Annotated in this window: 25 protein-coding genes, 1 tRNA gene, 1 rRNA gene and 1 other annotated feature; of the genes, 4 read left to right on the forward strand and 23 right to left on the reverse strand. The window is 43.9% G+C overall.

Annotated features, from left to right (window positions below; all coding sequences use genetic code 11):
* The 4 genes from GX348_04370 to GX348_04385 form a co-directional block, all read right to left on the reverse strand.
* A 16S ribosomal RNA gene (locus GX348_04370) occupies positions 1-100 on the reverse strand; the annotation flags it as partial.
* Positions 101-136: 36 nt separating this feature from the next.
* Positions 137-211 (reverse strand) — tRNA-Gly (locus tag GX348_04375).
* A gap of 267 nt (positions 212-478) precedes the next feature.
* Positions 479-1,222: an HD-GYP domain-containing protein gene (locus tag GX348_04380; GenBank protein ID NLP41424.1), complete on the reverse strand. Its 744-nt coding sequence runs from the start codon at positions 1,220-1,222 to the stop codon at positions 479-481.
* 100 nt (positions 1,223-1,322) lie between these two features.
* A complete protein-coding gene (locus tag GX348_04385; protein ID NLP41425.1) occupies positions 1,323-1,541 on the reverse strand; it encodes a hypothetical protein in 219 nt (72 codons plus the stop codon).
* 163 nt (positions 1,542-1,704) lie between these two features.
* On the opposite strand from GX348_04385, the gene GX348_04390 reads away from it, so the two are divergent.
* Both GX348_04390 and lepB read left to right on the forward strand, forming a co-directional pair.
* A complete protein-coding gene (locus tag GX348_04390) occupies positions 1,705-2,391 on the forward strand; it encodes an HAD hydrolase-like protein (GenBank protein NLP41426.1) in 687 nt (228 codons plus the stop codon).
* A gap of 125 nt (positions 2,392-2,516) precedes the next feature.
* Positions 2,517-3,083 (forward strand): signal peptidase I, encoded by a 567-nt coding sequence (gene lepB / locus GX348_04395; protein NLP41427.1) that lies wholly within the window; start codon positions 2,517-2,519, stop codon positions 3,081-3,083.
* 90 nt (positions 3,084-3,173) lie between these two features.
* Here the strand turns inward: lepB and GX348_04400 are convergent, their stop codons facing one another.
* Positions 3,174-4,784: a polysaccharide biosynthesis protein gene (locus tag GX348_04400; GenBank protein ID NLP41428.1), complete on the reverse strand. Its 1,611-nt coding sequence runs from the start codon at positions 4,782-4,784 to the stop codon at positions 3,174-3,176.
* Positions 4,785-5,024: 240 nt separating this feature from the next.
* On the opposite strand from GX348_04400, the gene pflB reads away from it, so the two are divergent.
* Positions 5,025-7,253, forward strand: a complete 2,229-nt coding sequence (pflB, locus tag GX348_04405; protein ID NLP41429.1) for a formate C-acetyltransferase — start codon at positions 5,025-5,027, stop codon at positions 7,251-7,253.
* Between the two features lie 20 nt (positions 7,254-7,273).
* Positions 7,274-7,993 (forward strand): pyruvate formate lyase-activating protein, encoded by a 720-nt coding sequence (pflA, locus tag GX348_04410; GenBank protein NLP41430.1) that lies wholly within the window; start codon positions 7,274-7,276, stop codon positions 7,991-7,993.
* A gap of 27 nt (positions 7,994-8,020) precedes the next feature.
* Here pflA and GX348_04415 read toward each other — a convergent pair whose 3' ends face one another.
* The 18 genes from GX348_04415 to asnB all read right to left on the reverse strand — a co-directional run bounded on the left by GX348_04415 (position 8,021) and on the right by asnB (position 25,988).
* Positions 8,021-9,073, reverse strand: coding sequence for an HD-GYP domain-containing protein (locus tag GX348_04415; protein ID NLP41431.1), 1,053 nt, complete (start codon positions 9,071-9,073; stop codon positions 8,021-8,023).
* Between the two features lie 173 nt (positions 9,074-9,246).
* Positions 9,247-10,410: a putative heme d1 biosynthesis radical SAM protein NirJ1 gene (nirJ1, locus tag GX348_04420; protein NLP41432.1), complete on the reverse strand. Its 1,164-nt coding sequence runs from the start codon at positions 10,408-10,410 to the stop codon at positions 9,247-9,249.
* 157 nt (positions 10,411-10,567) lie between these two features.
* The gene (locus GX348_04425; GenBank protein ID NLP41433.1) at positions 10,568-10,723 is read right to left on the reverse strand and encodes a DUF1540 domain-containing protein; all 156 of its coding nucleotides are present in this window, start codon (positions 10,721-10,723) and stop codon (positions 10,568-10,570) included.
* 64 nt (positions 10,724-10,787) lie between these two features.
* Positions 10,788-12,182, reverse strand: coding sequence for an FAD-binding protein (locus GX348_04430; GenBank protein NLP41434.1), 1,395 nt, complete (start codon positions 12,180-12,182; stop codon positions 10,788-10,790).
* A 12-nt stretch (positions 12,183-12,194) separates the two neighbouring features.
* Complete coding sequence (locus tag GX348_04435) at positions 12,195-13,409, reverse strand: electron transfer flavoprotein subunit alpha (protein ID NLP41435.1); 1,215 nt, start codon at positions 13,407-13,409, stop codon at positions 12,195-12,197.
* A gap of 11 nt (positions 13,410-13,420) precedes the next feature.
* Positions 13,421-14,209 carry an electron transfer flavoprotein subunit beta/FixA family protein gene (locus GX348_04440; GenBank protein ID NLP41436.1) on the reverse strand — a complete coding sequence of 263 codons (789 nt, stop codon included), beginning with the start codon at positions 14,207-14,209 and terminating at the stop codon, positions 13,421-13,423.
* Positions 14,210-14,385: 176 nt separating this feature from the next.
* Positions 14,386-15,024: a thiamine phosphate synthase gene (locus GX348_04445; GenBank protein NLP41437.1), complete on the reverse strand. Its 639-nt coding sequence runs from the start codon at positions 15,022-15,024 to the stop codon at positions 14,386-14,388.
* Between the two features lie 144 nt (positions 15,025-15,168).
* Positions 15,169-15,552: a hypothetical protein gene (locus GX348_04450; protein ID NLP41438.1), complete on the reverse strand. Its 384-nt coding sequence runs from the start codon at positions 15,550-15,552 to the stop codon at positions 15,169-15,171.
* Between the two features lie 167 nt (positions 15,553-15,719).
* Complete coding sequence (locus tag GX348_04455) at positions 15,720-16,370, reverse strand: TVP38/TMEM64 family protein (protein ID NLP41439.1); 651 nt, start codon at positions 16,368-16,370, stop codon at positions 15,720-15,722.
* A 121-nt stretch (positions 16,371-16,491) separates the two neighbouring features.
* Positions 16,492-17,076 (reverse strand): aminodeoxychorismate/anthranilate synthase component II, encoded by a 585-nt coding sequence (locus tag GX348_04460; protein ID NLP41440.1) that lies wholly within the window; start codon positions 17,074-17,076, stop codon positions 16,492-16,494.
* Positions 17,057-18,550 (reverse strand): anthranilate synthase component I, encoded by a 1,494-nt coding sequence (gene trpE, locus GX348_04465; GenBank protein NLP41441.1) that lies wholly within the window; start codon positions 18,548-18,550, stop codon positions 17,057-17,059. Before trpE ends, GX348_04460 begins: the two co-directional genes overlap by 20 nt.
* Entirely contained in the window at positions 18,547-19,338 is a 792-nt protein-coding gene (locus tag GX348_04470) for a tryptophan synthase subunit alpha (GenBank protein ID NLP41442.1), read from the reverse strand. The genes trpE and GX348_04470 overlap by 4 nt, the downstream gene beginning before the upstream one ends.
* Positions 19,338-20,519 carry a tryptophan synthase subunit beta gene (gene trpB / locus GX348_04475; protein ID NLP41443.1) on the reverse strand — a complete coding sequence of 394 codons (1,182 nt, stop codon included), beginning with the start codon at positions 20,517-20,519 and terminating at the stop codon, positions 19,338-19,340. The genes GX348_04470 and trpB overlap by 1 nt, the downstream gene beginning before the upstream one ends.
* On the reverse strand, positions 20,512-21,297 hold the full coding sequence (gene trpC / locus GX348_04480; GenBank protein ID NLP41444.1) for an indole-3-glycerol phosphate synthase TrpC: 786 nt from the start codon (positions 21,295-21,297) through the stop codon (positions 20,512-20,514). The genes trpB and trpC overlap by 8 nt, the downstream gene beginning before the upstream one ends.
* Complete coding sequence (locus tag GX348_04485) at positions 21,290-21,913, reverse strand: phosphoribosylanthranilate isomerase (GenBank protein ID NLP41445.1); 624 nt, start codon at positions 21,911-21,913, stop codon at positions 21,290-21,292. Before GX348_04485 ends, trpC begins: the two co-directional genes overlap by 8 nt.
* Complete coding sequence (gene trpD / locus GX348_04490) at positions 21,904-22,938, reverse strand: anthranilate phosphoribosyltransferase (protein ID NLP41446.1); 1,035 nt, start codon at positions 22,936-22,938, stop codon at positions 21,904-21,906. Before trpD ends, GX348_04485 begins: the two co-directional genes overlap by 10 nt.
* Positions 22,939-23,092: 154 nt before the next feature.
* Positions 23,093-23,352, reverse strand: a binding site (T-box leader).
* 178 nt (positions 23,353-23,530) lie between these two features.
* Positions 23,531-23,998: a DUF4878 domain-containing protein gene (locus GX348_04495; protein ID NLP41447.1), complete on the reverse strand. Its 468-nt coding sequence runs from the start codon at positions 23,996-23,998 to the stop codon at positions 23,531-23,533.
* Between the two features lie 145 nt (positions 23,999-24,143).
* Positions 24,144-25,988 carry an asparagine synthase (glutamine-hydrolyzing) gene (asnB, locus tag GX348_04500; protein NLP41448.1) on the reverse strand — a complete coding sequence of 615 codons (1,845 nt, stop codon included), beginning with the start codon at positions 25,986-25,988 and terminating at the stop codon, positions 24,144-24,146.
* Positions 25,989-26,155: the final 167 nt, after the last annotated feature.

Consider the following 26,155-nt stretch of genomic DNA (forward strand, 5'->3'; position numbering starts at 1 on the left):
TCGCCACTAAGAACTTATTGCTAAGTTCTCCGTTCGACTTGCATGTGTTAAGCACGCCGCCAGCGTTCGTCCTGAGCCAGGATCAAACTCTCCAATAAAGTTATATTATTGGAGCCTTGATGGCTCTAAAATATCTTGGAGCGGAAAACGAGATTCGAACTCGCGACCCTCGCCTTGGCAAGGCGATGCTCTACCACTGAGCTACTTCCGCAACCTTAGGAATTAATTGTGTGCTTCGAAAAGCACCGCACATCTGGCATAATTCTTATCTTACATTGTTCAGTTTTCAAGGAACATGTCGTTACTGCCGACGAGTTAATACTTTATCACTTTTCAGCAGCATTGTCAACGCCTTTTTTCTTGGCAATTTATTCCGCATCTCGCGGCGACTTTTATATAATAGCATTTACTCATAATTATGTCAACATATAATTTATTTTTTTCTAGCTATAAATAATGCATTTTAATTTTCGATCATTTACCCCAGAAAATCAACAATATTAACTTGAGTTTTTTCAAGCGAGAAACACTCACCGTCTATAGTCTGAACTATCGGCCTCGCATGTTTAAATTTAGACCAATATATAACCTTTGCCTCGCGTCTATCACTTAGCAAGACATTATTTCCAATAAAGCAATCTTTAATATTATTTAAAAATGCCATACAAATACTTATATCAAGACTCCCCATCATATCTTCTAAAACTCCTACTGCATCAAAAGGGGATATCCGCTGTTTATATACTCGATTCGACGTAACAGCGCCATATACATCGGCAATACCAATGATTTTAGCCGGAAGGTAAATTTTTTCGGTGGAAGCTTTCAATGGATAACCGCTGCCGTCAACTCGTTCATGATGTTGGAATACTGCAAGATTCACTTTATTGGAAATATATTTAAGTTTCTTAATTAATTTACTGCCATAAGATGAATGAAGCATGATAGCTTCTTGTTCTTCTGGGGTCAATTTGCCGGGCTTATCGAGGATTCCGCTAGGAACGAGCACCTTTCCGATATCATGCAGCAGTCCGGCTAAAACAACATCGTTAACGTCCTGGTTAGGCAATTCAAGCCATCTCGCCAAGATTCCGGAAATAATAGCTACGTCAAGCGAATGATGATACAGGTAAGATTCCTTACGTTCAATTTGATATAAGTGATTAAAGATACCTGGCTCATCTATAAACCTAAAAATCTTATCATCAACTAATACCAACAAATCCTTAATGGGAATTTCTTTATTACCCTTAGTCGTCTCAAACGCTCGTTTTATCAGAGTTACTGCCTCGCTATAACTTCGTCTAAAGCTCTCTAATTTCTCAAGCGCTTGAATTATAACTCTTCACAGGCTCAGCGGCCTTTTCACGGACTGTAATATGAGGTACATTCCAGTTGTCTAATAGCCTTATAAGTTTTTCCGTTAGGATGGCTCCCTTGGTAAGAATGATCTTACCATTCCGGTCATTGATATCTTCCCCGAGAATCATTCCCGGCAGAACTTCTTCAATACAATACCGCTTTTCTACATATTGTGGCATTGGAATCCCTCCCCAGTTTCGTTGTCGTCTATCTTTTAATCTGAAAACTTTATATCAAAAATTTAATAAACTTTTACCTGACAACTAACAGTCGTTAATTTCTCTACTTTTTCACCTATGCTATAATAATTATATACAAAATATAACCACAGGAGGAATATTTTTGAAAATCTTATTTTGGGATATTGACGGTACACTTATGAAAACTGACCGAGCCGGTCTTTACGCCTTTCAACAGGCTATAGAGGAAATATTAGACGCCAGCCTCGACTTAAGTTCGATTAAAACAGCCGGCATGACTGACTGCTATATTTCAGGGCAAGTTATTAAGCTATTCACAGGTCGTGATGCTGAGCCGCATGAGGTCGCAGCGCTTATCAAGCGTTATGAAGAAGTACTCCCAGACCACCTTTCCGCTCGAAAAGGCCAGCTAATGCCTAATATAAATGAATTACTTGATCATTTTCATGGCCACCGCGAGTTTGTATCCCTCCTCTTAACCGGTAATACGACACTTGGAGCCAAGGCTAAACTTGCAAGATACGGTATTGCGCAATACTTTGACTTTTCGGTAAGCGCTTTCGGTGATACTTGCCCTGACCGGCTAGACTTAGCAGCCGACGCCTTTGCCAAGGCAACTAAACGCTACCCTGGTATTAAAGCTGAAGATATCTTTGTAATTGGCGATACCCCTAACGATATTCGCTGCGGCAAATCGATCGGCGCTAAGACCATCGCTGTTGCCACTGGATCGTATTCACTCGCTGAGCTTGCTCAGCACACACCTTGGTGGACAGTTGACTGTTTGCCCGAACCAATCCAATTTGAAAAAAGACTAATGACTATGTAGCATGGCGAAATCCTCCCACTATTTACACTGGTCAATAATTCCTTTGCTTGTTGTCACCAGTTTAGATTAGTGATAAAATTTGAATATCTTGGTTGCATGACAATCAAGCAGGGAGGATTTACAGTATGAAAATATTCAATGAAATATTTGACTGGATTGGGAGTATCGCTGTTGCGTTGGTCATTGCGATTTTTATAAACGCCTTCATATTCCAGCCGACAAGAGTAGCTGGACCTTCAATGCAGCCGACACTTCAGGATCAAGACTACATCATTATATCAAAACTATCGCACACACTTAGTAAAGCCCCTGATTATAACGATATTGTGGTAATCGATAGCCGCGTTCACCGTGAGCGAAGTTTAAAGGATGATTTGATGCAGCCGGTAACCACTTATCTAAATGCCTACAAACCGATTATTGATGCCGACCATAGCGTTTGGATTAAGCGTATAATTGGAAAACCCGGCGATGTCCTAGAGTTTAAAGATGGCAAAGTATACCGAAATGGAATTGCTCTAAGCGAACCTTATACTAAAGAGCCGATGCTCTATAGTTCTGACCGAAAAGTTACCGTTCCCGAAGGGCACGTCTTTGTGATGGGTGATAACCGCAACAACAGCAGTGACAGTCGCCACATCGGCTCTGTTCCTTTCGACCATGTTCTGGGCACAATGGTATACAGATTTTAACACTATGCAGAAAACCGGCCAAACGGCCGGTTTTTATTACCCACTAACAAAGGCGATAACTAAAAAAACTCCTTCAAAATCCTGCTTAAACTAGTCTCTATTTTTAATTAGACCAATCATTCGAATAAATTGCCCAAGCTTAGTACCTATGACCGGTATTCTCTGGATATCACGTTCATCAATGCCACCGATAAGCACTAACACAAAAACATAAACGACACTGCCTATAAACACTGCCGACGCGGCCGCAATCCCGTTGCTTTGAGCAGCTTGGAGCACTGCTTGATAAACGCCAAAAATGCAAATCCCCATTATACTTGCTGCCACTATACTTTTGGAAAGGCTGACTAAGTCGATCGTAAAATTTGTGTATTTACGGACAAAGTACATGTTTAAGATAGCAGCTACACCTATATCGAATACAGTAGCCCAGGCTGCGCCCTTAATACCAAGTTCCGGTATAGCAGTAAGCGTCCAATTAAGCGTCACCTTGACAATTGCGGCTATCCCCATATTGACTACAGGTATACTCGTCCGGCCCATGCCCTGCAGTATTCCTGTACTTACTTGATGGATACCTAGCAAAAACACACCTGCTGCTAAAACGCCGATGGGAGCACCGGCCCGAGGCGCGTGATAAATCAGTGTTGCTATTGGTTCGGCCAGCAGCCAGAGAATAATTGCTCCTGGAATTGTGACAAGATTTGTCAGCCTAATGGCTGCAGCTGTCCGCTGATAAGTTCTGGCACGATCCCCTAAAGAATAGGCTTCCGAAATGGCCGGCACCAAACTGGTCGCCAACGATGCTGTTAGTATAGTAAAGAGATTTACCAGCGGAATCGCCATGCCTGTTAAATAACCAAATAGCTCTGTAGCCTGTTCTACGCTATAACCGGCCGTCTCAAGTCTGGCCGGAACTATAAAGAGGTCAAAATTCGCAACTATTGGCAACATTATGCTTGATAGCGAAACGGGCAGCGCCAATTTCATAATTCGCCTAATTACTTCATAACTTGACTCTTGTTGATTAGCCTGGATTAGATTGTTTGTTTTGTTTTTCAATTTCCGATTGAGCCGCAAGTAATAGTAAATAAGGACTGCTAAAGCGGCCACTGCACCAAAGCCTGCCCCCAGACTGGCACCACCGGCAGCATATTCCAGTCCTTTGGGTAATAGCAAACTAGCAAAAAAAAGCATTGCGCCTACTCTGAATAATTGCTCAAGTATCTGCGATACCGCCGTCGGCGTCATTATCTGCCAGCCTTGCAGGTAGCCACGAAAGCTCGATAAAATCGTTACAAAAAAAATCGCCGGCGCTAATGCTATCAGTGAGTAATACGCCCGAGGGTCGCGAATAAACCGATGTGAAATTAACCAGTCAGCGCCAAAGAACAGTGCTAAGCTTAATATTAGGCCAGTAATCGTAAGTACAATAAGTGAAAGCCTAAATATTCTTTTTGCACCGGAGTAATCACCTTGAGCAGCTTTTTCAGCCGTCATTATTGAAATCGCTACCGGTATCCCGGCCGATGACACACTTAAAGCCAATAGATAAATAGGAAAAGCCAGTTGGTACAAGCCAATACCCTCACCGCCTAAAACCCTCGATAAAATAATCCAGTTTAATGAACCGATTACCTTTACGACCATTCCAGCGGCTGCTAGGATTAATGTACCCCGTAAAAATTGCGATTGAGTCATATGCACAACCTTCGCTAAAATATTTTCTTTATCGTCAAATTTATTGTTGACGATATAACGATAGAATAGCTATAATGAAATTGCAAGTAAAATATTAAATAGCGCTGATACAGGACTGACGGATAAGTGGAATCAACCACATGAACTGTATTAGGTAAATAAGCCGACCGTCTGGGCATAGTAATCTATACCCAGGCGGTTTTCTGTGTTTAATTCGTTGTGAAATAAGGAGGAATCGATATGAAAGCATGGACAGGCTTCACAACCGGTTTATGGAACGAAAAAATTGATGTTAGGGACTTCATTCAGCGCAATTATACGCCTTACTTGGACAATGATAGTTTTCTATCCGGGCCAACGCCCCGCACAATTAATCTATGGGAAAAATGTTCCAGCCTTTTGAAAGAGGAGCGTTTAAACAACGGCGTACTGTCAATTGACACTGATAAGGTCTCGACCCTAACCTCCCATCAACCTGGCTTTATTGATAAAAATCTCGAAATAATTTTGGGCCTTCAGACTGATGAACCCCTTAAACGCAGCCTGATTGTCAACGGTGGTATCCGCATGGCTGAACAGGCGGCCGCAGCTTATAATCGCACAGTTAATCCCGAAATCAGCGAAATTTATCATAATCACCGCATTACCCACAACACTGCGGTATTTAACTGTTACACCGCTGAAATGAAACAAGCTCGAAAAGTCGGCCTCATAACCGGCCTGCCCGATGCTTACGGTCGTGGGCGGATTATTGGCGATTATCGCCGTGTCGCTCTCTATGGCATTGATCGTCTGATTGCCGATAAGAAGAATGATTTAATTGAACTTGCCCGCCAACCGATGTTAGATGATACCATTCGCGCAAGGGAAGAAATAGCGGCCCAAATCTCAGCACTTAACGATATGGCGGTTATGGCAAAAAGCTATGGCTTTGACATTACCCGTCCGGCGGAAAATGCTCTGGAGGCTGTACAATGGTTGTATTTTGGCTATCTAGCCGCTATTAAAGAGCAAAATGGCGCTGCCATGTCGCTTGGCAGAGTATCTACTTTCCTCGATATCTATATCGAACGTGATATAACCAACGGAACCCTACACGAAAGCGAGGCCCAGGAACTTATTGATCAATTGGTGATTAAGCTGCGTTTAGCCCGCCACCTTCGTACCCCTGATTATAACGACCTATTCGCCGGCGACCCCCTCTGGGTTACTGAAGCCATCGGCGGCCAAGGTACCGACGGCCGGACGCTTGTTACCAAAACTTCCTACCGCATTCTCCACACACTGACGAATCTTGGACCAGCGCCGGAGCCGAACCTTACAGTTCTATGGTCAGCTCAACTGCCGGCAAACTTCAAAGAATACTGCGCCAAGTTGTCGATTGCGACAAGTTCCATTCAATACGAAAATGATGATTTAATGCGCCCGCTTTATGGTGATGACTACGCTATTGCGTGCTGTGTTTCAGCTATGAAGGTTGGTAAGCAGATGCAATTTTTCGGCGCCAGAGCAAACCTTGCCAAAGCCCTGCTGCTGGCTATTAATGGCGGACGCGATGAAAAAACCGGTATCCAGCTTATCGACGGTATCCCAGTTCTCCAGGACGATTATCTCGACTACAAAACAGTGCGCCAGAACTATTCCAAAGTCCTTGATTGGCTGACTGAAACTTATGTAAATACACTAAATTTAATTCATTACATGCATGATAAATATGCTTATGAACGCGCGCAAATGGCCCTTCATGACTCTGATGTCAACCGCGTAATGGCCTTTGGCGTAGCCGGATTATCAGTTGCGGCTGACTCGCTGAGTGCTATCAAATTTGCCCGTGTAAAACCAATTCGTGATGATCGCGGTATCGCAGTAGACTTTGCCGTAACTGGCGACTTTTCCTGCTATGGCAATGATGATGACGCTGTAGATAAGCTTGCTGTAGAACTTACTGAAGAATTCAATAAAAAACTTAAACTGCATCCAACTTATCGCAATGCAGAACATACCTTATCAATTCTTACCATTACTTCAAATGTCATGTATGGCCGTAAGACAGGCGCAACACCGGACGGCCGCAAGTCTGGCGAACCTCTTGCCCCTGGCGCTAATCCCATGCACGGTCGTGATAAACGCGGCGCGCTTGCGGCAATGAATTCGGTTGCCAAACTGGATTATAATAACTGCCGCGACGGTATATCCTATACCTTCTCTATTGTCCCTCCCGCTTTGGGCAAAACCCCTGATGCAAGAATAACAAATCTAACCGTTCTTCTCGATGGTTATTTTGCGCAAAATGGGCATCATATTAATGTCAATGTTCTTGAACGTGAAATTTTGCTTGATGCTATGAATCATCCCGAAAAATATCCCCAACTAACTATTAGAGTCTCCGGTTATGCTGTAAACTTTATCAAACTGACCCGCCCACAGCAAGAAGAAGTCTTAAGCCGAACCTTCTTCCGAGCGGTCTGAGTATGGAGAATAGTACAATGCTGCAGGGGTTTTATCACTCAATTGATACATTTGGCGCTGTTGACGGACGCGGCATTCGCTATGTACTGTTTTTGTCCGGCTGTGAGTTAGGCTGTGAATTCTGTCATAACCCCGATACCTGGGAACAAGGCCGGAATACAATTTCCGTTGAAGAAATACTAAAGGATATTAGGCGTTATCGGCGTTTTTATGATGCCTCAAATGGCGGAATAACCGTAAGCGGCGGTGAACCCTTGCTGCAGGCCGACTTCGTTGCCGAACTCTTTAAACATTGCCGCCGTGAAAACGTCCATACGACCTTAGATACGTCAGGCTATGCGCCGCAAAACGCTATCCGTAAAGTTCTGCCTTATAGCAATGCTGTCTTATTTTCCCTAAAAGCAGCCAACAGCGCAACCCACCGAAAACTTACCGGTAAAGATAATGCCCTTATCCTTAATAACCTTAACTTAGCAGCATCATTAAGTAAGGTTACCGTCCGTTATGTAATTATCCCCGGAATAAATAACAGCCATGCTGAAATTACCGACTTGAGCAAAATCATCCGTAAACTTCCCCAGTTGGTTGCGGTTGAGCTGCTGCCTTATCATACGCTAGGGCGCAGTAAATGGGATCAGTTAGGCAAACCTTACCCTTTGCCCGGTATTCCACCAGCCGACGAAAACGATGTACACCAAGTTAGACAGTGGCTGCAAGACAAAAATATTATAACCTGTTAAGAAGCGCCGGCGGCTGCCGGCGCTTCTCTAATTTATAATTTCAACTATTGTAACTTCCCGATTCTGCTCTAAATCAAGATAATCCCCTTCAGTTGTCTTGACGACCGGACGCGATTCGCGCGTTTTATCTACATAAATTACCTCGGCCTGACGGCCGTCATTAAGTAGAACAATATTGCCAATAAAGAAGTCCTGAAGATAATTTAAAATAACAGTGCACATAGTTGGATCAAGCTTGTTAAACATCTCATTACACAAAGTTTCAATAACCGCAAATGGCGTTACACTGCGACGATAAACTCGGTCTGAAGTCATTGCATCATAAATATCGGCGATAGCAATAATTTTAGCCGCTTGGCTAATGTGGCTACCTTTAAGGGCACGCGGATACCCACTGCCGTCAAGACGTTCATGATGGGCAAAAACGCCTTCTAATATAATGTTTGAGTCAAGACCGGACTTTTTCAATATCTCAAACCCTTGTAAAGCGTGCCCCTTCATTATATCCATCTCACTATCGGTTAATCTTCCTGGTTTATTAAGAATAGCCAATGGAATCTGTGTCTTGCCAATATCATGGAGGAGTCCGGCAAATACTAATTTCTTTAGTTCGGGCTCGGAAATCCCAAGCCATCGGCCAAACAACCCGCTTAGGGTGGCGACATTTACCGAATGCTGAAATGTATAGTCATCAACCAGCCGCAATATGTGAAGAGAATTAATTACCCCCCGTGCACTGACAAGCGAACCTGTTACTTGATCCGCTAAATATTCCAATTGATCAAGCGGAATTCGCTTGCAGTAGCGGGCGCCTTGAAAAGCCTCTTTGACTTTATCAACAAGACTAGTGTATTTGTCAATAAAATCCAACTTAGCAGTGCACCGACAACTGACTTCATTAGTATCGTCGACAATGTCGAGATGGCTGAACCCCCAGCACTTAATACGCTCAATAGTGTGTTCTGCCAAAACAGTGCCTTCGCTCAACATAACAATACCACGGGACGAGACTAAATCATTTGCAAGGATCATGCCAGGTCTAACATCATCGATAATAACTTTTCTTACCTCAGATGGCATTTTTCTCACCCTTTCATGCTTCTAATCAACCAAACCGATTTATCCAGAGAAAAATTACTTAATTTACATTATTTTAACTTTAATTACAAAAATCCTGCAAATATGCTAATTTTTTCAAAAAGGACCTAACTGTCTTAGAAAACTCTAAAACAGCAGGTCCCTCACCTAGAGCATTATATTCCGATTTCTTCGTCAGTTAGATAGCAAGCCGGATCGGATTCCCAAAAATCATTAGAGACGGCCTCAGCACGCGCTCTAAAATTGCCATTACAAACACTAAGCCACTTACATTTGGCACACCGCCCTTTAAGTAGCGGTTTACGGTCTTTCAATCCCGCCAGAATAGGTTGGGTACAGTCAGTCCAGATATCGCCGAAAGCCCGCTCGCGGACATTACCAAAGGTGTGGTTCTGGGTAAATTGGTCAGGATGAACATTTCCCAGCGGATCAACATTACCAAAGGCAATCCCCGAACGGTTACCCCCATTGCGCTGCATTAGTTCCATAATCTTACCGGCGCGAACAGGATCTTTTTCGAGATATTTTAAATATAAGTATACAATGTCGGCGTGATTATCAACGGTCAGAATCTCGCACTTATCCCCAAATTCTTCAGCGTATCGCATTATTATATCCATAGCCTCACGAGATTCGTTATGACTGATGTCATGCTGCATCATTTGCGAGCCGCGTCCGGAGTAAACAAGGTGATAAAAACAAACGCGGGGGATTTGCTCTTCTTTGATTAATTTGAAAATATTCTCTAAGTCATGGAAATTGTAACGGTTGATAGTAAATCTCAGTCCTACACGCTGCCCAATCGCCAGACAGTTGCGAATACCCTGCAGAGCTTTTTCAAATGCGCCCGCTTTGCCGCGGAAATTGTCGTTAGCTTCACCTAGGCCGTCGAGACTGATACCGACATAGCCAACGTTAAGCGCCTTAATCCGTTTAGCAGTTTCCATATCAATAAGGGTACCATTAGTCGAAAAGGTTGTCCGAATACCACGTGTTTTGGCATATTCAACAAGTTCAAAAACATCCGGGCGAATTAACGGCTCCCCGCCTGACAGCAGCAGCACCGGCACCTTGAATTCGGCGCAGTCATCAATAAATTTTTTAGCCTCAGCGGTAGTAAGTTCACCGGAATATTTTTGCGCGTCAGAACTTGAATAGCAGTGTACGCATTTTAAGTTACAAGTTCGGGTAATATTCCAAGCTACTACCGGCCCCATTCCAGCAGCCGCTCCATGTTTCTGGCCATGAACGCCTTTTGCATAGCGCAGGCTGTCACCGAAATTTTCTGTATCGCAAAGCAATTTACTTATACTAATCATTTATCAATCTTCTTTCTTTTTAAATTAAAGGAAATAATGTCTAACAAGTACAGAAATTCTCCATTCTACACTATTTTATAGTGTAAGTCACTGATTGTCCATATCTAGGGACCAATAAAAAATAACCTTCCCAGATTGGAAGGTTATTTTTTGGATGTTAAATTTGTTTTTCAAAGGTACGACAATTTGTTTCAGCAAGGTATCCGGCCTTATCACCGCCGCCATCGACACTAACTTGAATAGCATCGGCTGAACAGCGATGACTTTCCCAAAACTTACAATTCCGCACATTACACACTACATCTCTTGCCACATTATCACCTCCATATGTCTTAAATTAGGGATTAGCTTGAAAGCTGCGTACGGCAGCCACCTATTTAACAAACCTTACCGGGATTCAGGATGTTTTTCGGATCGAAGGCCAGCTTGATATCTTTCAAAAGTTTCATATATTCCTTACCAGCCGACGATTCAAGGTACGGTTTTTTAGCGCAGCCGATTCCATGCTCGCCCGATACCTCGCCGCCTAATTCCTTAGCGCGTTTATACATAGCATCAAATACACCATTTAACCGTTTTTCCCACTCTTCTTTGCTTAAATCATCACGAAGAACATATACGTGAAGATTGCCGTCGCCGGCATGACCAAAGCTCTTAATGGCAATATCAAATTGGTCTTGAAGCTGATTAGTATATTTTACGAATTCAGCAACCTTATTTCTTGGTACAACAACGTCGCATTCATCCATTTCAGTAGTCGAGCCTTTAATTGCTTCCATGAAGGCACCGCGAGCTTTCCAAATTGATTCTTGCCGTTCCTGAGTATTAGAAATAAGCACATCATAGGCCCCATTATCAAGACAGATATGCGCTACTTTTTCGTAGGCATCTTCCAATTCTTCTTTTTTATTGCCGTCGAAGGTCAAGAGAAGATATGCCGCGGCTGATTTATGCGGAAACTCTTTACCTAAAAACTCTTCAGCCGCTAAAATAACGTCACGCTCCATAAACTCAATTGCCGTTGGAATTGCTTTGGACTTAATTATCTTGGGCACAGTTTCAATTGCTTTTGGCAAATCTGGGAAGGGAACTAATAAGCTTAGGGTGCTCTTAGGCAATGGTAATAATCTTAGTATTGCTTTTGTGACAATCCCAAGCGTACCCTCGGAACCAATTATCAGGTCTTTTACTGCATAACCGGAACTATTCTTAACGTTTTTGCCGCTAAGCTCGAACACTGTTCCATTTGCCATGACTACTTCCAAGCCCCGAACATAGTCCCTGGTTACGCCATATTTAACAGCTCTCATGCCGCCGGCATTAGTATTAATATTGCCGCCGATACTGGCACTTTTTTCACCGGGATCGGGCGGGTAGAAAAGATCATGCTTTTGTACATACTCATAAATCTCCATGAGCAGTACACCAGGTTCAACGGTAAGCGTTAAATTCTCTTCGTCTAATTCCAGGATTTTATTCATTCTTGCAGTACTAAGCATTATCCCACCGTGAAGTGCGACAGCTGCACCCGCAAGGCCAGTTCCTTGTCCGCGCGGCGTTACCGGAATATTATTGTCATACGCATATTTCATTATTTTTGAAGTTTCTTCAGTTGTTAAGACTTCAACAAGCACCTCGGGATATTTGTTAGCATGCACCAGCTCATCACGGCTATAGGTTTCATGGATATTTGTGCCAGTATATACCCGGTCTTTACCACAGACCGAAGTTAGGAAATCTATATCTTTTTGATCGATTTTTTTATAATTCATGCATGTTCACTCCTAACAAACAGATTTTGTTGCCGCTGCATTTGCCTTTGCGTCAAGCTGCTGGATTAGTTTGGGAATAATCTCGAACATATCGCCAACTATCGCATAATGGGCAACATTAAAGATAGGAGCATTTTCATCAGTATTAATTGCTACAATATAATCAGACTTGTCCATACCGGCTACAAATTGGATAGCGCCTGCAACGCCGCAGGTAATTATAAGTTTAGGTTTAACGGTACGACCGCTCAACCCTATCTGAAGTCTAGGATCAGCTAAGCCAGCCTCAATCAGCGGTCTAGTCACACCTACCATGCCGCCTAATTTATCGGCAAGTTGTTTAACCATTTCAAGATCTTCGGCTTTTTTAACTGCACTGCCGGCAACAACAATTACCTCAGCATCCTCGATGCTCTTGACTTTTTCTTTCATTCGTACTTCGAGCACTTTTATGCCGGAAGCAAGTTTTTCTTTGGCAATATCACAGACTGTAACTTTACCTTTAGCCTCACAGTCAATTTCCGGAGCGGAAAATACTTTATAACGCACCGTAGCAAACTGCGGCCGGTTGTTCGGAGTATAAATATGCGCCATTATATTACCGCCAAAAGCTGGGCGTATTTGAGCCAAGTCAGTGTTTTCATCAACATCGAGCACCGTGCAGTCAGCTGTAAGACCTGTTCTGAACCGTGCGGCAACCCTTGGGGCAAGCGACCGCCCGATACTGGTAGCGCCAACCAACACAATTGTTGGTTTAATCTTATTAATAAAGTCTTCCATAACAGCAGTGTACGGTTCAATCCGGAAATGTTTAAGCTCAGGATCATCATAAACAAAGACTTCGTCAATACCATAGTTTAATAGTAAGTTGGCTTTATCCTTAATATTGGTACCCATAAATACACAATAAAACGGGTGATTGATTTTTGCCGCCATTTCCTTAGCTTTGCCTACTAACTCGAGCGTAACAGGATGAATGTCGCCCTCTAAATGATCAACATAAACAGCAATGCCGCGCCATTTACCCTTATCAATAGCCGGTGCTTCTTCATCAATTTCGCAGGTAAATACACCTTCAGGACCTTTTTTAACGCAAATTTGACACATTTTACATGCGGCATTAATTGTTAGATACTCATTATCCCATTCCATTGCCCCAAAGGGACAAAGTTTCATTAATTCTTCAGGGCTTGTGACAAGACTTTGGTTTACTACTATTCTGGCCATTTAAGTCCCCCCTAGACAAATTTTAGTTCCTGCAATTTACGGGCTAACTTTTGTGATAGTTCATCTGAACTGCCTCGCCAAGTTTCACGATCGGTATTGGCTTCAGGCGAGAATATTCTTAATACGCGAGTGGGCGAACCGTTTAGGCCATATTTCTTTTCATCCTTGTCAGGAAAATCTTTCAGGCTCAAAATTGGAATTTTGCGCCCTTTTGTCTCTAATTTCAAGCGGAACGACGGCAGCCGTGGCTGACCTACATCTTTTTCAACAGTTATTAAACACGGATACTGCATTTCAGCTATTTCTACCGTATGAGCCATATCCATCTCAACCGTAATCGATTTATCTTTTACTTCGATAACCTTTTTAACATTAGCTATATGAGGTATACCCAAAAACTCAGCTACTTCCGGGCCAACTTGAGCCGTGTCGCCGTCGGTAGTCTGCTTGCCGCAAATAATTATATCCGGGTTGCCTAGAGCTTTTAAGCCTTGAGAGATGGTATATGCTGTAGCCAAAACATCAGCGCCGGCAAATTTACGGTCGGATAAAAGAATACCTTCATCAGCGCCCATCATAAAAGCTTCTTCGATTATTACCGATGCCTGCGGCGGTCCCATGCTGACAACACTTACTTTGGCTCCGTTTTGTTCCTTGATGCGCATGGCTGTTTCTAACGCATACAGATCATAAGGATTCATTTTTGAATCAATACCCTCGCGTTTCAGCACCCCAGTTTCCGGGTCTACTTCAACTTCAGAAGTTCCTGGAACTTGCTTAATGCACACAATAATTTCCAATTACAGCACCCTCCCTTTGAATCATTACTGGCAATTCTACAATTTAATACTAATTTTCAGATATTGTCGGCTTCTAAGCAGCTTAAACCTATACTTATATCATGGACAAATTCTTTGATGTTATGTAGTTCGATATATGGCAAATCCAGGCCAAAAAAAAAAAATCGGCTGCCTGTTCAGACAACCGAATCTATAATTTTAAACAATTTTTTTGCAGCAAGCATAGGATTATCTTTAGCCAATATTGCAGAAACAACAGATATACCATCTATTCCCGTTCTCATGACGGAAGCGGCATTTCCTTCATTTATCCCGCCAATAGCCACAACCGGTATTTTAACCGTTTGTTTAATTTCTTCAATTTCGGTCAAGCTTACCGAGCTTGCATCAGATTTTGTTCCCGTTGGGAACATTGCTCCTACCCCTAAATAGTCAGCGCCACCTTCCTCAGCAGCTAGCGCCTCAGTAATATTTGTTGCTGATACACCAATAACTTTATCCGGCCCTAGCAGCTTTCTGACAACCTCTACCGGCAAATCACTCTGTCCGACATGTAGCCCGTCAGCATCAACAGCAAGAGCAATGTCTAAGCGGTCATTAATTATTAAGGGTATGTTAAAACGCACCGCGATCTCTTTTATCTTCTTGGCTACAAAATAAAAATCCCGCGACGAAGCAGACTTTTCCCGTAGCTGCAGCAAAGTAACGCCGCCACTAATAGCCTGCTCTACACTTTCATAGAAATCCTTATTGCCTACAAGTTCTCTATCAGTAACTAAATAAAGCCGACAATCAAGTTCTAAAGTTTTAAACATAATAACACCACCACTATATATTGTACCACCATCAATGATTCTACAGCAAAAACACTTAGTGGTAAAGATAGCCATATTAGATGGATCATAAAAAAAATTGGAATAACTTTATTGTTATTCCAATAGCGCATTTCTGCAGAAGCACTACAATCTGTTTCGATGAATAATCCATTTCAGATTGTGACTTATACGATTATGGTATACCTTTGACAGTCTTGAGAATAAAGAGGCAATTGAAAAGATTAATACCATGAATATCATGTACGGTATATATAGCGGACTCAGCACTGCAAACAATAAGGTCAGCGCAACCCTTTTAAATCCGCTTGCGGTAAACATTTCGTCCAGTGAACAATGCAATTCACGATCAGCATATTCACTAATACGAGTAGAACTAGAGCGTCGAAACGGTTTTGATAGTGCTAACCCAAATGGCGCCAGAACAAATAAAGCAAAAATATAAAGTAAGTACAGTGGGCTTAATACCGCGAAAAAAGCCGTTGTGAGAACTTTCCTGACAAAAGTCATGTCGTTCCCCCCTCAATGTGAAATACTTCACTCTTTAATTCAATTATATCCCTAACTTTGTGAAAATGCAATACATACTCAAAATGTCTACAAAAATAACCAATTAAAAAACAAAAAAATTCTAAGTCCGTCGTAACTGGCCTTAGAATTAATTGTACTATTACAATCTAGCGTTTTTTTACCATTTGGTATAACAAAGGAGTAAAGGCTGCTAATAGCACAAGCGCTATTGATACATAAAACAGCGGCGAAAAAAGGTGGTTTAACGAGTATCCTAAAAAGTTATATACCACTGCGCCAGGAATAGCACCTAATACGGTTGCAGCGACAAAATCTAAAAACCTAACATTGAACACCCCGGCGGCATAACTGACTATATCCCAATGAAACACCGGAACTAGCCGTGTTACTAATATGCTGCGAAAGCCATACGCCGAAGAATAATTATTCAAATTACTGAGTTTAAGACACCCGCCTGCCATTTTTTCAATCTTTTCCTGGCCAAGCAGCCTTGTTAATCCGAAACATAAACAAGCTCCAAGTGTTGCGCCAACAACTCCGTACAGCGTACCCCATATTGGTCCGAACGCCATAGCTCCGGCTAAAATAAAAACAACAGACGGAAAGAAAAATAACGGGCGAAGGGTGAATAAAACCATATAAAACAACGGTCCCCACCAGCCAAAAGCCAAGACAAGCTTTTGAATGGACTCCGGCGTTAGGCGCTGCAGACCGATGCTGTACACACCGGCTATGGCAGCAGTCAACACTGCTAGATAACAGGCGACCCTAAACACCGCTTTGCGCGAATATATCATTAATCTATCCCCAATCAACATTAGAAAGACTCAGGTATTTACCCAAACTTTATATTTATTCTCGCAAAATACAAATAGTCCTTCTAACTCCTTAGATTTTTTTAAACATCGTCCTATTGGTTTAGATCTGACAGGGATTATTTGCCCCAGGCAAAAAGTTACTAATTAACTTTTTGCCTTGCGGCGTAAGAATCGATTCGGGATGAAACTGAACTCCTTCTATGTTGTACTTCTTATGGCGCAGCCCCATTATATAATCATCATCTGATTTCGCTGTAATCTCAAGACACTCAGGCAAGCTTGCCCGGTCGACAACCAATGAATGATATCGTCCGGCTGTAAAGGGCTGGGGCATTTCTTTATAAATGCCGCTTCCGTTATGGTATATATCTGAAGTCTTGCCGTGAACCGGCTGCGCTGCCCTAATTACTTTTCCGCCAAACACCTCCCCGATTGCCTGGTGACCAAGACAAATCCCCATAATAGGAAGCTTGCCGGCGAAATGAGAAATTACCGTCTTACTCATTCCGGCTGCATCCGGCCTGCCTGGCCCGGGTGAAATGATTATCGCCGAATACCCATATATTTCAATATCCTGCAGAGTAATTTGGTCGTTCCTTACCGTGCGGACTTCATAGCCAAGAGCACTGCAGCACTGATATATGTTATAGACAAAAGAGTCATAATTATCTATCAGCAATATCAATTTCGTCATCTCCTTCCAGAACTTTAAATAGAGCTTGGGCTTTATGTCTAATTTCCTGGTATTCATTTTCCGGTATTGAATCAGCAACAATGCCGGCTCCGGTCCGGATAGACGCTGCAGTGCCGTCAATTACCATCGTCCGAATGGTAATACAAGTATCAATATTGCCTTGAAAATCGAGATAGCCGACTGCGCCGGCATAGGCTCCGCGATACTCCCGTTCAAGGTCGCTGATTAGTTCCATTGCCCGCACCTTAGGCGCCCCGCTTACTGTCCCGGCCGGGAAACACGCCCCTAAAGCGGCTATCGGCGTGTACTTGTAATCAAGTTTGCCGGACACTTTAGAAACCAAGTGCATTACATGCGAGAACTTTTCCACTTGCATAAGCTGATCGACCATAACCGTGCCAGGTTCGCTTACCCGGCCGATATCATTTCGCCCTAAATCAACCAGCATGGCATGTTCGGCCTTTTCCTTTACATCGTTAAGCAGCTGCTCGGCAAGCAGGGAATCCTCTGTCGACGTTCTGCCGCGCGGCCTCGTTCCGGCGATTGGACAAGTCTCTACTCTGCCGTCAGTTACTTTGACCAACATTTCTGGGGAAGTACCGATTATCTGACGACGGCCAAAATTGAAATAAAACATATATGGCGATGGATTAAGCCGCCTCAGCCTGCGATAAATTGAAAATGGTTGGCATTTAATTTCGCGGCTGAACCGCTGTGAGAGCACAACCTGGAAAACATCTCCGGCAGCTATAAACTCCTTAGCCCTTTCTACCATAGCAATATACTTATCCCGGTCGACTTTACTCCCAGCATAGTTATTAGTAGACATACTGTGTTTAACCGCAAAATCACTAACTTCGCTTAGCGGCTTTTGCAGCTTTGAAATTATATCCTTTATTTGGTCAACGGCTTGATGGTAGAGCAGTTCTAAGTCTGACCCTTCTGAAACTTCCGCCAGATAAATAATTTCGATAGTGTTATAAAGATGATCGAAAACAATATTTACGCGGCAAAACATTAATTCAGCTAAAACCATATCGTCCGGCAGTTTGATAAACCGGTTCCGTTCCCATGTAGCTACGGTTTCATAGGCGAAATAGCCGGCCGCGCCGCCGGCGAACGGCGGCAGCTTATCTAACTCAGCTGCTGAGTAATTTTTCATATACTTTTCCAAAGCTGCAAGCGGGTTTCCGGGAACAGTAAGGCTTACACCGGACTGTATAATTTCAGCAGCCTTTGGTCTGCCAGTGAATAATGCAAACGGCTGAGCGCCGATAAATGAATACCGTCCGAAATTCCGGGAGCTTTCAGCGCTTTCCAGCATAAAGCCGCGGTCTTGGCCGACAACCTTATAATAAACCGTAATAGGTGTTTCCATATCGGCAGCAATAATATCGCGAACGGGGATTACATTATACTGCGCTGCTGCCGCTTTAAATTCAGGATAAGATGGCCGTATTTTCATACATACTCCTTATCAAGGGCTTGGCGAATATCAGCAACTAATTGAGCTGCTGCATTAACCCCTTCGTCCATAAGTTTGGTCATTATTGCGCTTCCGACAATAACAGCATCGGCCTGCCGTGCCGCAAGAACGGCAGTTTTAGGATTGCCGATACCGAATCCGATAGCTGCCGGAATTTTGCTATGCTGACGGAAAAGGCTTATAACGGTATTAATCTCCTCATAATCAACATCGCGCACCCCCGTAACACCGGTATTTGAAATACAGTAGAGAAATCCTGACGCCTTATGCGATATGCTTACAATTCTGTCGCTTGTAGTAGTAGGTGCCGCAAAATGTATTAAATCTATGCTATTTTGCTGACAAGCACTCTCGAGTACCGTACATTCCTCAAGCGGCAAATCAGGAACGATTATGCCGTCTATACCTGCATCTGCAAAATTCTTTACAAACTCGTCAACGCCATAATTAAGAATGGTATTGATATACGTCATAACTACGAGCGGGATATCTGATTTGGTACGGATATTCTTTATAAGTTTACGTGTCTTAGACGTTGATGCGCCAGACTTAAGTGCCATGGCAGCGGCTCTTTGGATTATCGGACCATCGGCCATAGGGTCAGAAAATGGTATCCCAATCTCGACTATATCGGCTCCTGCCTGTTGCAATTTTTCCACAGCATCTAAGGTAGTCAGATAATCGGGACAGCCCGCTGTAACATAGGCTATTAGACCTTTGCGGCCTTGCGCTTTTAAATTGGCCAGTGTGGCATTTATTCTTGACATTATAATCCCTCCATTAAACTCGCGGCCATCTGAACATCTTTATCACCACGGCCTGATAAACACACAACAATTACATCATTCTGCGCAGTTCGCAGCATTAATTCTTCAAGATAAGCCAAAGCATGCGAACTCTCAAGCGCCGGAATTATTCCTTCCAGCCGCGCAAGTCTCCGAAAGGCGGCTATTGCTGCCTCATCATCAACCGCCTCGTAAGAAACTATCCCGCTGTCCTTGAAGAAGGCATGCTCCGGACCGACACCCGGATAATCAAGCCCCGCCGACACTGAATAAGCAGGAATAACTTGCCCATCATCATCCTGTAAAAGATAACTAAAAGCACCGTGCAGAACCCCAGGGCGGCCTAGTGTAAGCGAGGCAGCATGCGCATATGTCCCTATCCCCTTTCCCGCTGCTTCGATACCAATCTTAACTACATCATTATCATTACGAAAGGGATAGAACATGCCCATGGCGTTACTGCCGCCACCCACACAGGCTACTACATAATCAGGCAGACGGCCAACGATTTCTTTAGTCTGCAATTTGGTTTCTTCACCAATAATTGCCTGGAAGTCACGAACAATTTGCGGATATGGGTGAGGGCCCACAACCGATCCAATAATATAATGTGTATCGCGTATATTTGTAACCCAGTACCGAATAGCCTCATTTGTAGCATCCTTGAGCGTGCCGCTGCCACTAACAACAGGTACCACCTCGGTTCCCAGCAGTTTCATACGAAAGACGTTAAGCGCCTGACGCTTCATATCTTCCTCACCCATGAACACTCTGCATTCCATGCCAAATAAGGCTGCTACCGTTGCCGTTGCTACGCCATGCTGTCCAGCCCCAGTTTCAGCTACCAGGCGGTTTTTACCCATCTGCCGAGCCAAAAGTGCTTGACCGATTGCATTATTAATTTTATGTGCCCCGGTATGCAGCAGATCTTCGCGTTTTAGATAGATCTTACCGCGTCCATAATATTCAGTAAGTTTTTCGGCAAAATAAAGCCCGGTAGGACGCCCGGCATATTCTTTTAGATAAAACCTTAATTCCTCGCGGAAAGCCGGGGCCTGTTTTAATTTTAGATAGTTTTCTTCAAGCTCGTATAAGGCCGGCATTACTGTCTCGGGTACAAACCGTCCGCCGTATTGCCCAAAGCGGCCATTTTTGTCAGGCATTGCTATTACCTCCGTTACTATTTAATAGTGAGATTTCGCGAGTCTTGGCTGCTACATCGTCCTCGGTGACCAGACCCTCGCCAACGAGAACGCCGCGCACTCCGCTGTTTTTGAGCCGTATGGCATCAGCCTCACTTTTAATCCCGCTTTCACTGATATAGATTTTTGCCGGGTTAAAATACTGTGCCAATGAAAACGTATTTTCTATATTAGTTTTGAAAGTTCTAAGGTCACGATTATTAATACCAATCAGCCGTGCTGACGTTTTATGAACAATCTTTAATTCCTCAAGATTATGGACTTCCACCAAAGCGTCAAGCCCCAATCCACTCGCAATATCGATATATTTTTCAAGCTGATATGACGATAAAATCGCGGCTATTAGCAAGATTGCGTCAGCTCCGGCATGAAGAGCCTGATATATTTGATATTCATCAATAATAAAGTCCTTACGCAGTACCGGCAGGCTGGAAACCTGCTTAACGGCTTTGATATCCCCAAGCTTTCCGCAAAAATGACGATCAGTGTGAACCGAAATAGCGGCTGCGCCGTTAGCAATATATATTTCAGCCAATTCAACAACCGAATAACTTTGAGAAAGCCGGCCTTTAACCGGTGATGAGAGTTTGCATTCGGCTATTAGGTTCCAGTCATGACTAAGACCATTGCTAAAAGCAAACTCGCCCCGCTCTATTTGACAGCGCATAACGGCAAGCGGATTTGTTATTTTCTGACACTCAACCTCGGCTTTTTTTCGTCTTACTATCTTATCAAGCATGGTTTACTCCTTCTGCCGCCCGGGCGGCTTGAATAAACTCTTTAATCTTTAGACCGTCTTTTACGCCGTTTGTTTCTACACCGCCGGAAACATCGACGCCGGCCGGCTGAAGTATCTTGATAGCCGTTCCTACATTGCCGGCTGTTAGCCCACCGGCAACTAATACCGGAACTTTAATCTGCCGCATAGCTGTTTCGGCCCTTTGCCAATCGAAAGACACGCCGCTGCCGCCTGGGCACCCTGGTACAAAGCTATCGCAAAGTACATAGTCAACCGGAAAACTATTAACTCTCTCGGCCAAGAATTGATTATCTATTTGAAAGGCTTTTACTACCGGAACCTTGACTTGCCGGCAATAGTCGGGAGACTCGTTGCCGTGGAACTGCACAAAGTCAAGTCGACATTGACGGGCTATAGCGATAACCTCGCCTAAAGGAGCATTAACAAATACCCCTACTTTGCCGACTCCCTTGATTTCACGGCAGATATTAACTGCCCTTTCAACCGTCACTTGCCGACTGCTGGGGGCAAAAACAAAACCTATCAGGTCTGCTCCATATTCTTTAGCCTGCTGAGCCGTTTCCAGCAAAGTTATACCACAGATTTTTATAATAATAATTTTCCCTCCCTGCAGTGCCGGCTTAGCTTCTTTAATGCCTCTAGCTTACTTAAGGCCGCTCCGCTGTCGATACTATGAGCTGCTATATTTATGCCGTCGCGAATATCTTCGGCTAGCCCACCGACAACCAGCGCCGCGGCCGCATTAATCAGCACGATATCCCGCTTAGCTCCCAGAGCGCCTTGCAGCAGACAAATGATTATCGCTGCATTATCAGCCGGCGACCCGCCCTGATATTCATTTACTCCGCCGGCAGTAAAACCATAGTCTGCGGGGTAAATTGTGTACGATTTGATTGAACCGTTATAAACCTCTGTCACCTTAGTTGGAGCTGCCGTTGAAATTTCGTCCATACCGTCGAAACTATTAACAACCATGGCCCGCTGTACGCCTAGTCCAAGCAGTGATTCAGCTATTTTTTCCGTAAGTGCTCCGTCGTAGACGCCGATTAACTGACAACTGGCCTTTGCCGGGTTTGTAAGCGGTCCAAGCAGATTGAATACCGTCCTGAAACCTAAATCCTTACGCGGCTTGGCCGCATATTTCATAGCAGTATGAAATACAGGCGCGTAGAGAAACCCAATATTAATACTTTCAATGGCATGCGTTACCATCTCAGGAGGCATATCAATATCTACACCCAATTCGGTCAGCACGTCGGCGCTGCCGCACGAACTCGAAACACCTCTGTTACCGTGTTTTGCAACAGTGAGCCCAGCCCCGGCAAGCACAAATGCCGTAGCTGTTGAGACATTAAAAGTTCCCTTGCAGTCACCACCGGTTCCACAGGTGTCAATCATGGTATCGGCTCTGCAGTTTATAGCCGTGGCATGCATTCGCATAGTTTCGGCAAACCCTGTCACTTCAGCACTTGTCTCACCCTTCATTCTAAGCGCGGTTAAGAAGGCGCCTATCTGAGCTTCGTTCGCCTTTCCTGACATAATGACATTCATAGCCTCCTTAGCTTCAACGCGGCTAAGATGCTCGCCGGCTATTACCTGAACCAAGTAATCTTTTAACATCTTTTCTCCCCCTTTTTTTGCCAATTAAAAAAAGCCATTTCACCCTGTGAAAGGGGCGAAATGGCCGCGGTACCACCCTTATTAGAAAGCTGCTTTCCAATGAAACGTCGGTTATTTCTAAAGCAGGGCGGATAATAAAAAAACCACTTCGACCCCAAGGGGCGAAATGGTTCGCGTTACCACCCTAATTCAGAAAGCAAAGCTTTCTCTTATTCAGGTACGGGACGTCTAGTCCGATACCCTAGCCTGTTAACGGCGGCAGCCGGTCCAGTCTACTTGCCTAAGCTTTTGGTGGACAGCTCACAGGTCCATTCAATATGCACTTTAGGCCGGTCATCACACCTCCGGTTGCCCCGGTCACCGACTCGCTGAGCTAAAGCTAACACATTTACTCGTCCTGTTCACAGCTTTTAGACTTTCAATTTGTATTCATTATAGTACTTAGGATATCCCATTGTCAAGAAAATTTTTCGAATATTTTACACTAAATTAATAATAAATCAGCAATAATAATAGCCATTTAACAAAAAGCGGAAAGTTTAAACAAAGCGCAATGCGCTCGTTTCCACTTTCCGCCCGCGATTTATAAATGTTAAATATTAGCCAACAGTTGTTGAAGCGCTTTATACTTAGCATCAGTATAAATTTGATCGGCGTCAACAATATACCATTCACCGCTGACTTTCATAAGGCCAACCGGCTTTACGCTAACATTCAGACTGCCTTGCTTTTCCTGGAGTGTTGTTAAAACTACAGCATAATCGCCTTTTTCAGCAACCTTTTTAACAGACAGCAGATTCGCATCTTTAATTTGCTCTAAACCAAACTGACCTGTCATAAACTTTTTAACAGTCGAAATGTTGCTTTTGGAATCAGGCGACACATATAAGGCGGCTTCACTAAGTTTACCGGCTTTGGCTGTTTCAAAGAAAGTCTTTACTACACCGTCAGCAGAAAGTCCCGCTATACGCTTGGCACTTGATCCACCGCCGCACCCGGCGACTACCAGAATAACTAACAGCATGCTTGCGGCTAATAAAGTTCTCAGTTTCTTGTTCATCCCTTGCATCATCCCTTCGTAAATAGAAAATTAGATTTCATATTTTGTATTATAACACAAACCGACTGACTAGTCACTCCAATTTTTAATATTTTCCAACAAGCTAATCAATTTGTCTAAAAACGCTTTTCCGGGTAGCCGACGTCTATAATTTTACTTCAACTTTATATTCCCGAAGCCATGTATCAATCTGGATAAGATAGGCGAATAACTGCGGCCCGCTCATAAGCTGGCCAAACCACGGAATATTTGAAGCTGCGAAATCCGAGCCGGCCAACTCCAGGATTTTGTCACGATTGACCAGCGGTATAAGGGGCGATGATGTGTCTTGAAGTATCTCAGTTGCCCAGCGGGAAACTGTGGCTAAATAGGCCGGATTATGAGTTTTAGGATAAGGGCTCTTTTTGCGCCATAAAACATCCTCCGGTAAAATCCCGGTAAGCGCCTGCCTTAGCAATCCCTTTTCCCGATTACGGTAATTTTTCATAGCCCAAGGAACATTCCAAGCATATTCCACAAGGCGATGGTCGCAGTATGGCACCCGGACTTCTAAGCCAAAGGCCATACTCATTCGATCTTTTCTGTCCAGAAGCGTCGGCATCCAGCGAGTCAGGCTAAGATAGAATATTTCCCGCATTCTGGCTGACTCACTGTCTTCCCCCGCAAGACGCGGCACTTCATTAACAGCTTGCCGGTAACGTTCTTTAACATAGTCTAGCGGCGCAATAGCGTCTTTAACCTCTGACGACAGCCATCCAATCCTAATTTGAGGATTAGGCGCCCAAGGGAACGTGTCGGCCCAAATCATATCTTTATGATAAAACCAAGGATAACCCCCGAAGACCTCATCAGCGCACTCACCCGACAAAGCAACCGTAGCGCCTTTTTTAATTTCGCGGCAAAACAAATACAACGAGGTATCAACATCGGCCATGCCTGGCAGATCGCGTGATAATGCTGCTGCTGGAAGCGCCTTAGCCAGCTCATGTGAATCCAGCAGTACATTGTAATGATTGGTCCCTAAGAAACTCGAAACCTTTTCCACCCAGGGCGCATCGGCATTTGGCTGAAAGCTGCTGGCCTGAAAATACTTATCGTTATCACGATAATCAACTGAGTAAGTATCTACGCGCGCGCCTTTCTGCGTATAGGACATGGCTGCGAGCGCCGTCAGTGCACTTGAATCAAGACCGCCCGACAGTAAGGTGCAGACAGGAACATCGGCTACAAGCTGCCGTTTTACTGTATCATGCAGCAAGTCCGCAACAGTTGTTACAGTTGTTGAGAAATCATCACCATGCGGCTGACTCGAAAGCGCCCAGTATTGTGTTATCCTCACGCCATTATGATCATAGATCATAGAGTGACCTGGCTTTAATTCATGTACATTGCGAAATACCCCATGACCTGGTGTGCGGGCTGGCCCGATCATAAATATTTCAGCAAGCCCCTCACCATCAATAACAGGTTTTACGTCTGGATGCGCCAAAAGCGCCTTTAACTCCGAGGCAAAGATAAAGGAATGAGCTCCGACTGTGTAAAAGAGCGGTTTTACACCTATTCGGTCCCGCGCTAAAAACAGCTGTTGTTTCTGTTCGTCCCAAACTGCAAATGCAAAGATACCATTGAACCGCTCTACGCAACCCAGCCCCCATTCAATGTAAGACGTTAACAGCACTTCAGTGTCACAATTGGTCCGAAATACGTAACCTCTGGCCTCAAGATCACTCCTTAACTTGGGCATATTGTATAGCTCGCCATTATAGGTAAGTATACAATTATGATTTCCACGCTGTCTGATCATGGGCTGCGCCCCATTTGCCGGATCCATTACGCTAAGTCGGCGATGTCCCAGCGCAGCCTGCGGCGTAATATAAAAACCCGAAGCATCAGGTCCACGCGCCGTTAGCTTTTCTACCATTGCTTCCAGTACCAGTTTTTGACCTTCTAAGTTTCTTTCCCAGTCAACAATTCCAGTAATCCCGCACATTTGCACTTCATCCTCCTATTGAGAACCCCTTTCAATTGGTTCTGATAGTTTGTTATATGCATGTAAAACAGCTATTGCTACATACGGGACAAAGAGTGCGCAAGTATACTTGAGAATGATTCTATCTCCAAGTTGTGATGGCAATCACATTATTTGGATATATTAGA

This window comes from Veillonellaceae bacterium (assembly GCA_012523975.1).
Lineage (GTDB): Bacteria > Bacillota > Negativicutes > JAAYSF01 > JAAYSF01 > JAAYSF01.